The organism is Brevundimonas sp. AC546 (genome assembly GCF_979258305.1).
The window spans coordinates 711,305-726,514 of record NZ_OZ409849.1; the positions used below are offsets into that span (position 1 = coordinate 711,305).

The 15,210-nt window shown below is 65.6% G+C and carries 15 protein-coding genes; 2 read left to right on the forward strand and 13 right to left on the reverse strand.

Annotation, left to right across the window (positions count from 1 at the left end):
* Positions 1 to 61 precede the first annotated feature (61 nt).
* The 7 genes from rodA to ACZZZD_RS03630 all read right to left on the reverse strand — a co-directional run bounded on the left by rodA (position 62) and on the right by ACZZZD_RS03630 (position 7,671).
* The gene (rodA, locus tag ACZZZD_RS03600; protein ID WP_463432726.1) at positions 62 to 1,216 is read right to left on the reverse strand and encodes a rod shape-determining protein RodA; all 1,155 of its coding nucleotides are present in this window, start codon (positions 1,214 to 1,216) and stop codon (positions 62 to 64) included.
* Positions 1,213 to 3,243, reverse strand: a complete 2,031-nt coding sequence (gene mrdA, locus ACZZZD_RS03605) for a penicillin-binding protein 2 (protein ID WP_463432728.1) — start codon at positions 3,241 to 3,243, stop codon at positions 1,213 to 1,215. Before mrdA ends, rodA begins: the two co-directional genes overlap by 4 nt.
* Complete coding sequence (locus tag ACZZZD_RS03610) at positions 3,240 to 3,758, reverse strand: hypothetical protein (RefSeq protein ID WP_463432730.1); 519 nt, start codon at positions 3,756 to 3,758, stop codon at positions 3,240 to 3,242. Before ACZZZD_RS03610 ends, mrdA begins: the two co-directional genes overlap by 4 nt.
* Positions 3,755 to 4,894: a rod shape-determining protein MreC gene (gene mreC / locus ACZZZD_RS03615; RefSeq protein ID WP_463432732.1), complete on the reverse strand. Its 1,140-nt coding sequence runs from the start codon at positions 4,892 to 4,894 to the stop codon at positions 3,755 to 3,757. The genes ACZZZD_RS03610 and mreC overlap by 4 nt, the downstream gene beginning before the upstream one ends.
* A gap of 150 nt (positions 4,895 to 5,044) precedes the next feature.
* Positions 5,045 to 6,085, reverse strand: a complete 1,041-nt coding sequence (locus ACZZZD_RS03620; protein WP_017504801.1) for a rod shape-determining protein — start codon at positions 6,083 to 6,085, stop codon at positions 5,045 to 5,047.
* Between the two features lie 253 nt (positions 6,086 to 6,338).
* Entirely contained in the window at positions 6,339 to 6,956 is a 618-nt protein-coding gene (locus ACZZZD_RS03625; protein WP_463432735.1) for a glutathione S-transferase family protein, read from the reverse strand.
* Position 6,957: 1 nt separating this feature from the next.
* Entirely contained in the window at positions 6,958 to 7,671 is a 714-nt protein-coding gene (locus tag ACZZZD_RS03630) for a TVP38/TMEM64 family protein (protein WP_463432737.1), read from the reverse strand.
* 125 nt (positions 7,672 to 7,796) lie between these two features.
* On the opposite strand from ACZZZD_RS03630, the gene ACZZZD_RS03635 reads away from it, so the two are divergent.
* Positions 7,797 to 9,002 (forward strand): pyridoxal phosphate-dependent aminotransferase, encoded by a 1,206-nt coding sequence (locus tag ACZZZD_RS03635; protein ID WP_463432739.1) that lies wholly within the window; start codon positions 7,797 to 7,799, stop codon positions 9,000 to 9,002.
* A 121-nt stretch (positions 9,003 to 9,123) separates the two neighbouring features.
* Positions 9,124 to 10,203: an alpha/beta hydrolase gene (locus ACZZZD_RS03640; protein ID WP_463432741.1), complete on the forward strand. Its 1,080-nt coding sequence runs from the start codon at positions 9,124 to 9,126 to the stop codon at positions 10,201 to 10,203.
* Between the two features lie 7 nt (positions 10,204 to 10,210).
* Here the strand turns inward: ACZZZD_RS03640 and ACZZZD_RS03645 are convergent, their stop codons facing one another.
* The 6 genes from ACZZZD_RS03645 to ACZZZD_RS03670 all read right to left on the reverse strand — a co-directional run bounded on the left by ACZZZD_RS03645 (position 10,211) and on the right by ACZZZD_RS03670 (position 15,200).
* Positions 10,211 to 10,486, reverse strand: coding sequence for a hypothetical protein (locus ACZZZD_RS03645; protein ID WP_463432743.1), 276 nt, complete (start codon positions 10,484 to 10,486; stop codon positions 10,211 to 10,213).
* Positions 10,487 to 10,574: 88 nt separating this feature from the next.
* On the reverse strand, positions 10,575 to 11,564 hold the full coding sequence (gene secF / locus ACZZZD_RS03650; protein ID WP_463432745.1) for a protein translocase subunit SecF: 990 nt from the start codon (positions 11,562 to 11,564) through the stop codon (positions 10,575 to 10,577).
* Positions 11,564 to 13,156: a protein translocase subunit SecD gene (gene secD / locus ACZZZD_RS03655; RefSeq protein WP_463432747.1), complete on the reverse strand. Its 1,593-nt coding sequence runs from the start codon at positions 13,154 to 13,156 to the stop codon at positions 11,564 to 11,566. The genes secF and secD overlap by 1 nt, the downstream gene beginning before the upstream one ends.
* Before the next feature lie 34 nt (positions 13,157 to 13,190).
* The gene (gene yajC, locus ACZZZD_RS03660; RefSeq protein ID WP_463432749.1) at positions 13,191 to 13,502 is read right to left on the reverse strand and encodes a preprotein translocase subunit YajC; all 312 of its coding nucleotides are present in this window, start codon (positions 13,500 to 13,502) and stop codon (positions 13,191 to 13,193) included.
* Positions 13,503 to 13,607: 105 nt separating this feature from the next.
* On the reverse strand, positions 13,608 to 14,708 hold the full coding sequence (locus tag ACZZZD_RS03665) for a peptidoglycan DD-metalloendopeptidase family protein (protein WP_463432751.1): 1,101 nt from the start codon (positions 14,706 to 14,708) through the stop codon (positions 13,608 to 13,610).
* A gap of 96 nt (positions 14,709 to 14,804) precedes the next feature.
* Entirely contained in the window at positions 14,805 to 15,200 is a 396-nt protein-coding gene (locus tag ACZZZD_RS03670; protein ID WP_463432753.1) for an OmpA family protein, read from the reverse strand.
* Between the last annotated feature and the right edge of the window lie 10 nt (positions 15,201 to 15,210).

Genomic DNA, 15,210 nt, shown 5'->3' on the forward strand with positions numbered 1-15,210 from the left:
TCCGGGAAATCCTCGCCTTAGAAAGCGAAACCTGAATGCCGATCACTTAGCTGACGTAACGTCAGATCAGCCCGTGGCCCTTGGGCAGTTCGGCGTAGCGGTGAACCCGCGTCGCCATCACCAGGCCAAACCCGATCATGACGGTCAGCATGACGGTGCCGCCGTAGGACAGCAGCGGCATCGGCACGCCCACCACGGGCGCTAGCCCCATCACCATCGCCCCATTGATCAGCACATACAGCGCAAACGTCGCCGTTACCCCCGACGCCGCCAATCGCCCGAAGTGGCTGTGCGACAGGGAGGCGATCCTCAGCGAGATCAGGATGATGGCCGCATAGCAGGCCAGCAGGGTGAAGGTGCCCACGAAGCCGAACTCCTCGGCGAAGGCGGCGAAGATGAAGTCGGTCTGGCGCTCGGGCAGGAACTCCAGCTGACTCTGGCTGCCTAGGCCGAACCCCCGCCCCAGCGGTCCACCCGAGCCCATGGCAATCTTGGACTGCACGATCTGATAGCCCTTGTCCGACATGTCGGCCTCGGGGTTCAGGAAGGTCAGCACGCGGTGGCGCTGATAATCGTGCATGCCGAACATCACATAGGGCGGGACCAGCACGGCTGCGGCGATGATCAGGGGCAGGATGATTCGCCAGCTCAGCCCGGCGACGAACATGATCGCCGCCCCCGTCATGCCGATCAGCATGGCGGACCCCAGGTCGGGCTGGTGCGCGACCAGCAGGAACGGCAAGCCGATGATCCCGACCGGGAAGATCAGCTTCCAGTGAAAGCTCGCCTCCTTGGCCGAGGCGCCGTGATACCAGCGCGCCAGCGCCAGAACGACACCGATCTTCATGATCTCGGACGGCTGAATGCGGGTGAAGCCCAGGTCCAGCCAGCGCGTCGCCCCCAAGGCAGTATACCCGAGCGGCGTCTCGACCAGGGCCAGCATGAACAGCGCCATGCCATAGATCGGATAGGCCAACGCGAACCAGTAGCGGATGTTGATCATCGACAGCGCCAGCATCAGCGCCAGACACATGCCGAAACGGATCAGGTGTTTCGCCGCCCACGGCGACCACGACCCGCCCGCCACCGAATACAGCATCAGTGCGCCGGTGCCTGACACGACGCACAGAAGCGCCGTCAGCCGCCAGTCGATCTGGCCGATCTTGGTCGAGACGCGTTCGCGCTCGCCGGGCCGTGAAAGCGCCGAGGCGGTCAACGGCCAGGCTCGGACAAATAAGGACGCGGCCCGCTGGTCGTCGTGGGTGCAGATCGAGCGGCTTGAGACGTCGCCACAACATCCGGCTCGGGCGCAGCGCCGACCACGCCATCCTCGACGATGGCGGCGCCGGTCGGTTCGGGCGGCAACGGCCGCTCGATCCGCGCCCGCATGTCGGGATCCTTCAGCAGGACCGTGCGCATCACTTCGCGGGCGCGCGGCGCGCCGGCGGTCGCCCCGCCCTTGCCGCCGTGTTCGACGATGATGGCGACGGCGTATCTCGGCGCATCGACCGGGGCGAAGGCGACGAACAGGTTGTGGTCCTTTAGCGCCCAGATCTCGCTCTTGCGTGACCCGGTGCCATAGTTGCGGACCTGGGCCGTGCCGGTCTTGCCCGCCATCTGGATGTCGCCCAGCCCGAGCTGGCTCTGACGATAGGCCGTGCCGGATCGATCGTTTGCCACGGCGATCATGCCCTGGCGCACATATTCAATATGTTCGGGCTTGAATGGCAGATCGGGCGCCTCGGCGCCGCTGGGCTGTTCGACGCCGCCGATCGACTTGATCAGGCGTGGTTGCAGCGCCTTCTTGCCGTTCGCCAAGCGTGAGGTCATGACCGCCAACTGCAGCGCATTGACCGTGATCGCCCCCTGCCCGATCGCCACCGAGGTCGTCTCGCCCGGATGCCAGACCGGATCGCGCGGGAAGGTGCGCGCCTTCCATTCGGTCGAGGGCAGCAGCCCCTTCTTCTGGTTATCCACCCCGATGTCGAACGTGTGCTCGAACCCGACCGCCAGCCCGGCCTTGCGGATATTGTCCACGCCCGCGCGGTTGCACATGGCGTAGAAATAGACGTCGCAGGAGTTCTTGATCGCGTTGTGCATGTTCTGCACCCCGTGACGACCCCAGCACCGCTGCGTTCTGTTGCCGGTCCGATACGAGCCTGAGCAGAAGACCGTGATGTTAGGATCGACGCCCGCCTCAAGCAGAGCCAGCGCCGTCGTCGGCTTGAAGGTCGATCCCGGCGGGAAGGTCCCGTTGATCGTCTTGTCCAGCAAAGGCTTGCGCTCATAATCCGCCAGCGCGCGATAGGTCTTGGTTGGGACCCCGCCGACGAAAAGGTTCGGGTCGAACGACGGCGCGGACATCATGCACAGGATGTCGCCGTTGCGCACGTCCATGACGACACAGGCGCCGGACTCGTCGCCGAACACCTCCAACGCCCGGTTCTGCACATCGGCATCCAGCGTCAGGATGACTTCCTTGCCAGCAACCGCCGGCCGCGATCCGCCGATATCCTCCGCGACCACGCGCCCGCGGGCATCCACCTCGACCCGGTTGCCGCCCGGCTCACCGCGCAGCGACAGGTCCAATGCCTTTTCGACACCCTGCCGTCCGATGCGGAAGCTGGGGTTGAACAACAGGGCCGGCGGCTGCTCGCCCTTGTCGCGGATCGCCTTGACGTCGCGGTCCGACACCTTGGCCACATAACCGATGACGTGAGCGAACGACCCGCCGAACGGATAGTATCGCGCCTCGTTCATATCGACCATCACGCCCGGCAGCTCGTTGGCGTATTGGTTGACCTTGGCGAATTCTTCCCAGGTCAGGTCGCTCTTGACCGGCACGGGGTTGAACTTGGACGCCGCATTGACGTCGCGGATTATGGCGCGTCGCCGCTCCAGCGTATCGGGCAGCACCCGCCCCAGCAGGTCCAGCGTCTGGTCCAGATCCTTGGTCTCGTCGCGCACGACCAGCACCCGGAAGCTGGGACGGTTGCCGGCGATGACGACGCCGTTGCGATCCTTGATCAGGCCGCGCGGCGGCGGGACCATGCGGAAGTTGAACTGGTTCTGCGACGACAGGGTCGCATATTCCTGGGCCTGCACGACCTGAAGCTGGCCCAGCCGCCCGATCAGCGCCGTGATGCCCAGCGCCGCCGCGCCGCCCAGCACGAAGGTCCGCCGCAGGAACGACCCCTGCCGCTCGTTGACGTCCGCAAAGAAGATGGAGGGTTCGCCGCTCATCTGAACCGAATATCCCCGTCGTCGAACCGCTCCAACATCCAGTTGGCGATCGGAAACAGCAGCAGCGTGGGCGCGATCTGCAGGAACAGCGGCAGCAGAGCCGGCGCATTCGTCGCTCGCATCGTCACCACCAGATAGGCCAGCAGAAAGGCGCCCAGGGTGCAGGCGGCATAGGCCCCGAAGCGGATCAGCCCCTCATGCCCGGCCAGCAGATTGCGCGACAGCAGCACCGTCCCATAGACCGCCATCAGGCACAGCGCCCACAAGCCAAAGGGCGCATTCCAGAACAGGTCGAGAAACAGCCCGACCAGAAACAGCACCGCCGGCGCCGTCATCGACGGCCGGATCAACGGCCAGGCGAAGGCCAGCACCATCGGAATGACCGGCTCCGGCAAATGCAGGCCGAACATCTGGATCGGTGTGGCGAGAAGGACCGTGGCGGCGATGGCGATCAGCGCCGGATAGACGATCCACTGCAGAGGTCCGACGACGCGGACCGCGACCGGCCGTCTCACGCGACGCCCCCCGGCACATCCGTCGAGGCCGGCGGCGTCGAAGCAGGCGCAGGCGGTGTAGCGGCTGGTCTCGACGTTGCCGCAGGCCGTGCGGCGCTGGCCGTCGTTGACGGCGCAGTTGTCGGCGTGACGGGAACAGCCGCGGCGGCGCGAGCACGTTCGGCCTGGGCCTGCTGCGCCGCCAGACGGCGCGCGGCGGCGTCGCGGATGGCCCCGACCTCGGCCGCGTTCGGCTCCGGAGCCGTCGTCAGGCCCGCCAGCGGCGGTGCGTTCAGGGCGTCGGGGCTGACCAGTTGGCCGAACGTCTGGAACAGCAGCACGCGGACATAGTCCACCGCGCCGTGATCGCTGAACAGTTTCACACGCCAGGCGCCGTCGATGCCCTTGGCCGCCACCCCTACCGGCAGACCGCGCGGCAAACCGCCGCCATCGCCCGAACTCAGGATTCTGTCGCCCGCCTGGATCGAACCCGATCCGCGAATGAACTCCAGGCGCGGACTATCGCCGCCATCGCCGGTCAGCATGGCCCGCGCATCGGTGCGCTCGATCATGACCGGTGTGCGCGACGCCACATCCGTCAGCAGAACCATCCGACTGACGCCGCTGGTCACGCCGGTGATCCGTCCGACAAGTCCATGTTCGGTGACTACCGGGTTGCCGATCCGCACGCCCTTGGCCGAACCCACGTCGAGCAGCTTGGCCCGATTGAACGGCCCGCGTGCATCCGAGATCGCCCGTCCCGTCGCCATGGCGACAGCCGGCTCGGTGCGCAGACCCAGCAGGGCCTCGTAACGACCATTGACGTTCTTCTGTGCAATCGCTTCGTCGCGCCAGCCACGCAATTCTACGATCTCGGCCTTCAGGCGACGGTTCTCGCCCACGGCGAAGAAGTAGCCGCCGACATAGTCGCGAGCCGCCCCGGCCCAGCGCACCGGGGCGGCGAACACGCCGCCGACCGGCCCCGCCGCCGCTTCGAACCCGCCCCGTGCCGCGCCCATGCTGGAGCCGCCCTCGGGCGTCGTTCGGTCGCCCAGCAACAGGACGATCGCCCCGATGACAGCCACGACGACGACTACCGCAGCGGTCCACGCCAGCGGCACCTTGATGTTTTCAAAAGGGCCGTCGCGAAACGCCACGGGCGACCTTCCACTCAAAGGGTTGGAATCGGCAGGACGCCCCCTGCCGCTCAGCCTGCCTATCGCAGGATCAAGGCCGGAATGGAACCTCGATCACGCAGGCCTGACAAGGATTTGCGGCCAAGCTCTCGCCTGGCCGCGATGAACGGATCAGAGCGCGGAGTCGAGCACGCCCTTCATCCAGCGCGGGTGTTCCAGCACGCGGCCGCAGCCGATGGCGACGCACGACAGCGGATCGTCCGCCACCGAGACCGGCAGGCCGGTGTGGTCGCGGATCTCGACGTCCAGGCCGCGCAGCAGAGCGCCGCCGCCCGTCAGCATGATGCCCTTGTCGGCGATGTCGGCGGCCAGTTCCGGCGGCGTGGCTTCCAGCGCGACCTTGACGGCCTCGATGATCTGCGTGACCGGTTCGGCTAGGGCTTCGGCAGCCTGGCGTTCCGAGATACGGACTTCGCGCGGCACGCCCTGCATCAGGTCGCGTCCCTTGACCTCGATCGACAAGCCTTCGCCGTCGGCCGGGATACGGGCGGTGCCGATGTCCTTCTTGATGCGTTCGGCGGTGGTCTCGCCGATCAGCAGATTATGGTTGCGACGCATGTAGCTGATGATGCTGTCGTCCATCTTGTCGCCGCCGACACGGACCGAGCGCGAATAGACGATGCCCGACAGCGACAGGACGGCGACTTCCGTCGTGCCGCCGCCGATGTCGACGACCATCGAGCCGGTCGGCTCGTGAATCGGCAGGCCGGCGCCGATCGCAGCGGCCATCGGCTCGTCGATCAGACCCACGCGGCGGGCCGAGGCGTTCAGGCAGCTGTCGTTGATCGCGCGACGCTCGACCGCCGTGGCGCCGGACGGCACGCAGACGATGATCTTGGGGTTCACGAAACCCTTGCGGTTATGAACCTTGCGGATGAAGTGCTTGATCATCTCTTCGGCGACTTCGAAGTCGGCGATGACGCCGTCACGCATGGGGCGGATGGCCTCCATGTGACCGGGGGTGCGGCCCAGCATCTGCTTGGCCTCTATGCCCACGGCGTGAACGACCTTGCGTCCCCCGACATTGCGCAGCGCCACGACCGACGGCTCGTTCAGGACGATGCCCTTGCCCTTCATGTAGATCAGGGTGTTGGCGGTGCCCAGGTCCATCGCGATGTCATTGGAGATCGCGCCGAAAAGGGAGAAGCTCATGGGAATCGATACCGTTGTTAGCTGGCAGGGCGTCTAGATTGTCTCAGTCGACTTGGCGACGCCCCAACTGCCCTGACATCCCCACGCCGGGCAGTTCCTGATCGTCTTCGCCACGCCTACTAGCGGCGGGTGTGCCTGTATGAAACCGGGAATACAAGCCCCGATGACAGTCTCGTCATATCATATCGGCACAGCCGCGCAGCGGGCCTGTGGATGGGGGACAAGCGGTCTCTCATCCAGCAACGCCTGATCGTCAGACGGCGGACAATCCTTCGGCGGCCAGAACCCGCTGAACTGCCGGTCTCGCCTGAATACGATCCAGGTGATCGTTCAGTTTCGGAAAGCGCGCCGTATCTAGAAAGCCAGCCTGACGCCCCCAACGCGTGAAGACGCTCAGATAGCCGTCAGCGACCGTATAGGTGTCGCCCATCGCCCACGGCCCCTTGAACAGCGCGTCCTCCACCAGCCGATATTTGACTAGGGCGGCTTCCAGCGCTGCCTCCTTGGCCTCGCCTTCCAACGGCGGTCTAGCGAACATGGCGCGCGCGATGGCCGGATGCAGTGACGCGCCCAGGAAGCCGTTGAACGACTGCATCTTGCCGAAGTGGAAGCTGGACTGGTTGTCCGCCAGCTTCGCCTCTGGATAGGTCTGAGCGACGTATCCCATGATGACCAGGTTCTCGGTCAGCACGCCCTCGTCCGTCACAAGGGCCGGCGTCACGCCCGCCGGATTGATCGCCAGATACTCCGGCGTCTTCTGCTCGCCGCTCTTCAGATCGACCTTGACCGCCTCATACTCCGCCCCCGCCTCTTCCAGCGCGATATGCGAGGCCATGGCGCAGGCGCCGGGCGAATAATACAGCTTCAGCATCTCAATCTCCTCGCGCAATCTCGCGCCGCTTCACCAGTTCACGCACCACCAGCATCAGAACCAGCCAGGCCAGCGCGACGCCCGCCAGGATGGCCGACGTCCATATCCCATCACCACTGACCGCCGTCATGAACGACCCGCCGAAGAAGGCGACCAGCGCCGTCTTGGGCAAGACACCCAGCGCACAGCCCGTCAGGAACCCCGGAAACGACGCCCGCGCCGCGCCGAACGCCATGTTGACGACGATGAAGGGCGCCGAGGGCACATTTCGGATCATGAAGCTGGCGTAGAAGGCGTTCTTGCCGACGAACCGCGTCAGCCGTCCCACCGTCCGACCGCCGTGCCGTTCCAGCAGCCTCGCCGTCGGCCCGCGCCCCAGCCAATAGGTGACGCCCGCCGACACCACGGTGGCGATCCAGCTGTAGAGAAACCCGAACCAAGGTCCGAACGCCACGACGCAGGCGGCGATCAATATGAACTGCGGCGCGCCGAAGAAGGCCGAGACGGTGAACACCACGATGGCGGCGACCAGGCCCCACGGCCCCTGACGGAACCCCGCCAGCCAGTCCTCCAGCCGTCCCTCGGCCTCCAGCCCCAGCTGGCTCTTGCCCACGGCGAACAGGGCGATCATCGCGCCCAGCAGCAGCGCCGTCGCCAGCACGGCGCGCCAGCGACGCGCCTCCATGTTCGACAGGAAATCGATGATCCAGCGCATCAGAGGCGCCGCTTATCACCCCCTCTGCGCATTGGCGAGCGTCAGCGCATTGTCCCGCGCCGCGACCGCGCGTAAACAACCCCGCCCTCCCCAGGCAAGAATCTTCCAAAACCCACGGGATAGTCATGTCCAGCCTGCAATCTTCCGCCCTCGCCCGCGTCAAGCCTTCGGCCACCATCGCCGTGACCGCCCAGGCGCGAAAGCTTAAAGCCGAGGGTCGCGACGTGATCGGTCTGGGCGCGGGAGAGCCAGATTTCGACACCCCCGAAAATATCAAACAGGCCGCCATCGACGCGATCAATCGCGGCGAGACCAAATACACCGACGCCGACGGCATGCCCGAGCTGAAGGCCGCCATCGTCGCCAAGTTCAAGCGCGAGAACGGCCTCGACTACACGGCGGCGAACATCCACGTCGCGCCGGGCGGCAAGCCCGTCATCTTCAACGCCCTGGTCGCCACCCTGAACCCCGGCGACGAGGTCATCGTGCCTGCGCCCTACTGGGTAAGCTATCCCGACATGGTGCTGCTGGCCGGCGGCGAGCCCGTCACCGTGATCGGCGAGGAAAAGGACGGCTTCAAGCTGCTGCCCGCCGTGCTGGAGGCCGCGATCACGCCACGCACGAAATGGCTGATCCTGAACAGCCCCTCCAACCCCACCGGCGCCGCCTATACGCGCGCCGAGTTGGAAGCCCTGGCCGAGGTCCTGCGTCGCCACCCCCATGTCTGGGTGCTGACCGACGACATGTACGAACACCTCGTCTATGGCGACTTCGAATACACCACCATCGCCCAGGTGGCCCCGGATCTGATCGACCGTACACTGACGGTCAACGGCGTCTCCAAGGCCTACGCCATGACCGGCTGGCGCATCGGCTACGCTGGCGGTCCCAAGCCGCTGATCGACCTGATGCGCAAGGTGGCCAGCCAGACGACCTCGAACCCCGCCAGCATCAGCCAGTGGGCGGCGGTCGAGGCCCTGAACGGAACCCAGGACTTCATCCCTGAACGCAAGGCCGCCTTCGAGCAACGCCGCGACCTGGTCGTCTCGATGCTGAACCAGGCCACGGGCATCACCTGCGCCACGCCCGAGGGCGCCTTCTACGTCTATCCGTCCATCGCCGGCCTGATCGGCAAGACGACGGAGACCGGCGTGGTCATCGACGGTGATTCCACCTTCGCCGCCGAACTGCTGAACGCAGAGGGCGTGGCCGTGGTCCAGGGCGAGGCCTTCGGCCTCAGCCCCTATTTCCGCATCAGCTACGCCACCTCGGACGCCGTGCTGGAAGAAGCCTGCACCCGCATCCAGCGCTTCGCCGCCTCGCTGCGCTGATCGAACCCGGGCGGAGGTTTCGATCTCCGCCCCCAACACACTCCAGGCTTGCATGAAGACCGCGCGTCCGTTCAGATGACCATTTAAATGGGGGAACGTCGTGCTTGCACTCTGGACTGTAATGGCCGCCCTCACCGCGGCAGAAACCGCCCCCGAGCCCTTCTCGGTCAACTCGGCCGACGGCTATGTGCTGAACGGCGTGACCGACACTCCGACAGGTGATCCGGTCGGGGCCGTCATACTGGTTGCCGGCACCGGGGCCTTTGATCGTGACATGAAGTTCGGCCGCTCGGGAACGTCGAGGGACGCCGTCTTCAAGGATCTGGGCCAGAGGTTCGCCGCACGCGGCTTGACCGCGGTCCGCTATGATCGGCGCGGCGTGATTTACGGCGCTCCGCCTGCCTCGGCTGTAGACGCCCAGGCCATCCCCGGCGTCACGGCTGACAATCTGAGCCTGGACACCGAAGCGGTCCTGGCGTGGGCCCGATCTTCGGCCGGCCTAAACGCCAGATGCGTGGTTATCTTCGCCCATTCCGAGGGCGCGGTTCACGTCGCCGGCATCGCGGATCGCGGCAATCAGCCTGCACCCGACCTGATCATTGGCATGGGCGCACCCCTGGAGAGCAAGATCTCCGCCGTCAAATGGCAATCGACGGGTCGGGATGCGGATTCGCTTCTGATGATGGACGAAGACCGCGACGGCGTCGTCACCAACGATGAGGTCCGCAGGAACTGGCAGACCACGCCCTCCGGCGTCTTCGGCCGGCTGGAGCCATTCCTCCAGCCCGACGGCGCCTGGAGCGCCGAGGAAATCGCCTTGGTGCGAATGGTGCAGACGACAATGTACGAACAAGCTAAAACCGCCGCCCTGGCCCAAGCCGACGACGCTCCCTACCCCAGTGCTCAGACTCCGGCATTCAGCTATGGCTGGTGGAAGTCCTGGTTCACGGACGAAAGGCCCATCGCTTCAATGTTCGCTGCATGGGGTGCACCCATGATGCTGCATTACGGCAGCCTGGATTCTCAGGTTCGAGAAGAGCACCAACGCCGGGCTGCATCCGGTGTTTTGGCCCCGGACCGCGTCCGCTTCGTCTCGCATGACGGCCGAGGGCACAGTCTAGGGTCCGAGGTCCTATTGGGTCCGATCGATGAAGCTATCGCTGATCAGATCGCTGAGGAAGCCAAAGCGGCCTGCCGCTAACTCCCCCTCATTTCGCCGGCTGGGTGTAGACGACGCGGCAATCGCCATCGATGGTGGTGTAGCGATTGTTCGCCGCGTCCACGAACGAGATCCGGCCGCCATCGTCATACTCGACCTTGCCGGTCGACCGTCCCTTGAAGTTCTCGACTCCATAGGTCCAGCAGGTGATGTCCGCCGGCTTGTCGCTCCAGGTGGCGTCGTTGCGGGCGCGCTTGCTGTCGGTGCAGGCGGACAGGGCGCTGGTCAGGGCGATGGCGGTGGCGACATAGGCGAGAGCTTTCATGAGCCCAGCCTTGCATGGACGACGCCCAAGAAAAAGGCCGCCCTCGCAAATGCAAGGACGGCCCGTTTTCTCGACGATGATCTAAGACCTACGGCCGGCTGGCCATGCCCAGCTTCACCGGCTTGGCGTCGTCGGCCAAGGCGCCGCGCTTGACGCCCCACAGCAGGATGATCGGCGCGCCGACGTAGATCGACGAATAGGTGCCGATGATGATGCCGAACATCAGGGCGATGGAGAAGCCGAACAGGGCTTCGCCGCCGAAGATGGCCAAGGCCGCAAGCACCATGACGGCGGTTACGCCAGTGATGATGGTCCGCGACAGGGTCTCGTTCAGCGACAGGTCGATCACGTCGCGCAGCGGCATGGTCTTGTACTTGCGCAGGTTCTCACGAAGACGGTCGAACACGACGACGGTGTCGTTCATCGAATAGCCGATGACGGTCAGGACGGCGGCGACCATGTTCAGGCTGAACTCCAGCTTGAACAGCACGATCAGCCCGAACGTCAGGATCACGTCGTGCAGCAGGCCGACCACGGCGCCGAAGCCGAACTGCGGCTCGAACCGGAACCAGATGTAGAGGAACATCAGAGCGATCGCGACGCCCAGGGCCAGGACGCCCGAGGTGAACAGTTCGCCCGAAACCTTGGAGCCAACGACGCTGACGCCAGAATAGCTGACTTCGCCAACCGCCTGACTGATGGCGCCCTCGACCTGATTGACGACCTGGGTCTGGTCACGGCCTTCCGGCACCTGGAAGCGCAGGATGGCGGTGGAGCCGTCGTCCACATTGGTGTCGCGGCGCGCGATGCCTTGCACCTGGACATCGCCCAGGTTCAGGCCGTTGACCGTCTCGCGCACGCGGTCCAGCTCGATCACCTGACCGGCTGGCTTCGACACTTCCATCGAGGCGCCGCCCCGGAAGTCGATGCCCATGTTCAGGCCGGGATAGAAGCACGACACGATCGCCGCGACGCACAGGATAACCGACAGGACACCGGCGAAACGGGCGTATTTGACGAAATGGAAGTTCGTCTTCTGCGGCAGCAGTTTGATGAGGGGCCATCCACGCATCGCCATCACTCCGCGATCGGCAGTTTTTTGGGCTTGGCCGTCTTGAGCCAATACCCGAGCAGGACCTGGGCGACCAGGACCGAAGAGAAGACCGAGGTGAAGACACCGATGGTCAGGGTCCAGGCGAATCCGCGCACCGGTCCCTGACCGAAGGCGAACATGATGCCCGCCGCGACCAAGGTCGTCAGGTTGGCGTCGATAATGGTGCCCATGGCCTTGTTGAAGCCGGCGTCCATCGACGCGATGACGCTGCGGCCCGATCGGGCCTCGTCACGCATCCGCTCGTAGATCAGCACGTTGGCGTCCACCGCGACCGCAAAGGTCAGGATCAGACCTGCGATGCCCGGCAATGTCAGCGTCGCCTGGGTCAGCGACATGGCGGCCACGATCAGCACGCCGTTCAGCACCAGACCCACCACGGACACGCCGCCGAACAGGAAGCCGTAAGCCAGGATCATGAACAGCACGATGATGGCGAAGCCCACGCCGGTCGACAGGGCGCCGGCGGAGACCGCGTCCGCACCCAGCTCGGCCGTCACGGTCCGACGTTCCTCGACGTTCAGCGGCGCCGGCAGGGCCCCGCCGTTCAGCAGGTTCACCAGGGTCGCCGCTTCCTGAATGGAGAAAGTGCCTGTGATCTGACCCGATCCCGAGGTAATCGCGCTCTGGATGGTCGGGGCGGAGATGACCTTGCCGTCCAGGATGATCGCAAACGGCTTCTGAAGATTGGCGGCGGTCGCCTCGCCGAACCGGCGTGCGCCGGCGCCGTCGAAGCGGAAATCGATGGCGGGGCGGCCGCTCTGGTCCGAACCGACGCCTGCACGGGTCAGGTTTTCGCCCGACACCAGCACGCGCTTCTTGACCAGATAGGGGGTGCCGTCCTCGCCGACCAGCAGTTCGGAATCGGGCGGCACGCGGCCCGCCTGGGCCTCGGTGACCGAGTTCTCGACGTCCACCATCTGGAACGTCAGCTGGGCCGTCTGGCCGATGACTTCTTCCAGCTTGGTCGGATCGCTCTCGCCCGGCGCCTGGACCACGATCCGGTCCGTGCCCTGGCGGGTGATGGAGGGTTCGCGCGTCCCCAGGCTGTCGATCCGGCGGCGCACCACCTCGATCGACTGATCCACGGCCGTCGCGCCCATGCCGTTCAGTGCGGCGTCGGTGTAGGCGAAGCGGACGCGGTTGTCGCCCAGACGCGTAGCGGCGCGCTCGACCTGGCCGCCCGCCCCCGCCTGTCCGCCCAGTTGCTGCAGCGCCTTGAACGCGGCATCGCTCTGGGCTGGATTGGCCAGGGTTACGACCACGCCGCCCGCTTCGCGCTGGAAGCCGTTTGTGGCGATGCCCGCGCCGTTCAGCGTGACGCGCACGTCTTCGATCAGGTTGGTGACGCGCTTCTCGCGCATCGCCGGCACGTCGACTTCCAGCAGCAGATACGAGCCGCCCTGAAGGTCCAGCCCCAGGTTCAGCTTGTTCTTGGGCATGAAGCCGGGCAGCGCCGCACGTTGGGAGTCCGAAAGCAGGTTCGGAAACGCCAACAGGCAGCCGAGCACGGCCGCGACGACGACGAGAATGACTTTCCAGCGCGACAGCTGAATCATGAGGGCGGTCTCGGTTCAGCGATACGCGAGCGTATCAGGCCTTGGAATCGTTGGCGGCGATGGCGGTGCGGTTGCGCACCTCGGCGATCATGGACTTGACCACGCGCACGTTGACGCTGGGCGCGATCTCGACGTTGACCTCGGCCTCCTCGACGCGGGTGACCTTGCCGATCATGCCGCTACCCAGGACGACCGTGTCGCCGCGCTTGACGGCGCCGATGGCCGTTGCATGTTCCTTGGCGCGCTTCTGCTGCGGACGGATCAGCAGGAAGTAGAACAGGATGAAAATACCGATGATGGGCGCGAAGCCGATCAGTTGCGCCGTCAAGCCGCCTTCAGCGCCCATGGGTAGTCTCCAAAGCAAAAGGGGGGCAGCCCTCGTCGGCGCCCCATTAAAACGAGGCGCGGAACCTAGGGCCGCGCCTCGCGGATTGCAACGCGACTAAATCGATCAGCGTGGCAATACGGTCAGGGGATCGATCGCGACGGGGTCGTCGCCGCGCATCTGGCGGGTCTCGAAGTGGATCGAAGGGCGTCCGTCGCCGGCCGTCAGACCCACGGTGCCGATCTGCTGACCGGCCCGCACGTCGTCGCCATCCTTCACCGTCGCCGAACCCAGATGGCCATAGACCGTGCGCCAGCCGTTGGCGTGGACCACCAGAACCGTCAGCCCCTGCCCGACCAGATCGTCGCCGACATAGGCCACGCGTCCGGCCGCCGACGCGCTGACCGCCGCGCCTGCAGAGGCGCCGATGTTCACGCCGTTGTTGCGCTCGCCCATGCCGACCGGGCCGAACCGCCGCACGATGTCGCCCCGCACGGGCCACAGCAGGTTCGGCTGTCCCGTTGCGGCCGGCCCCTGCGCCGCCGGGTCCTGGGTCGGTCCTTGGGCCAGGGGCTGCGTCACGGGCCGCGATTGCACCGGCAGAGCGGCATTGCCCGACGGCGGCGGAGGCGGCGGCGGAATCACGCCGTTGTTCGGCACCAGCACGCCGACGGGCGAGCCGCCGGTCGCATAAGGGTCACGCCCGGTATCCACCGCCGCTTCCGGCAGAATGATTCGCTGACCGTTAGTAATCGCCCCGCGCGGCCCCAGGCCGTTCAGGTCGATCAGCGTCTGCACCGGTGTCTGGAAGCGACGCCCCACTCCCGAGATCGTATCACCCGGCTGAATGACATAGGCCGCGCCGGGCCGAACCGGGGCCGACGACGATGGATAGGAGGGCGGCTGATACGCGGGCGGTTGATAGGCTGGCTGACCGGGATTCATGCTGACGGTCGGCGGCAAGGCCCCGCCTTCCACCTGACCGATCGGCGCCGTGGCCGGCGGCGGCGATTCATAAGGAGCGGGCTGATAGGCTTGGTTCTGCTGACCGTTCGGATAGGCTGGCTGCTGCGGATAGGCGCCCTGCCCCGATCCTTGGCCTGGGGCCGGCGCCGGGTTCGCATGCGTCGAATAGCGCGGCTCGGACGGATAGCTGATACAGGCCGCCGTGCTCAGCGCCGCGCCCGCGATCAAAACCGCTCTCATCCAGCCCGAAATCACCGCCACCGGCTGCTCCTCACATGGTTAAACTCGCCCGCCCGGTGTGCCCGCTCGCGCCCCATAAGCCAACCCCGCAATCATCGCGGAATTGGGGCGCGAAGGTTAACGGGGCCAGGTCAGATCGACGACGAGACGGCGGTTGAGGGGCTCTGGAGTATAATCGGGAGTAGGTTTCGCAAGAGCGATACCCCCCGATCGCATCTTGATGCGGGCTGGGTCTGCGCCAAGGTTGACCAGCTCGCTAGCCATCGACTGCGCTCTGCTCATCGCAAGCTCTTCGCTGAATTCACGATCTTCAGCCGTGTCTAGGTATGCAGTAATCACGATTTCATATCGCCCGACGCCTGCATAGCGTATCACGTCGCGAGCTGTACGATAGCCAAGCGGCGAAAGCTCGGCCTTTCCATAATCAAAGTAATCGAGAAATTGGTGTGCAGACGCCGCCGAGGGGATCACTAGCGAGCAGAGAGCCGTCAATAGCAAAATGGCGCGGTTCATATCGTGACAG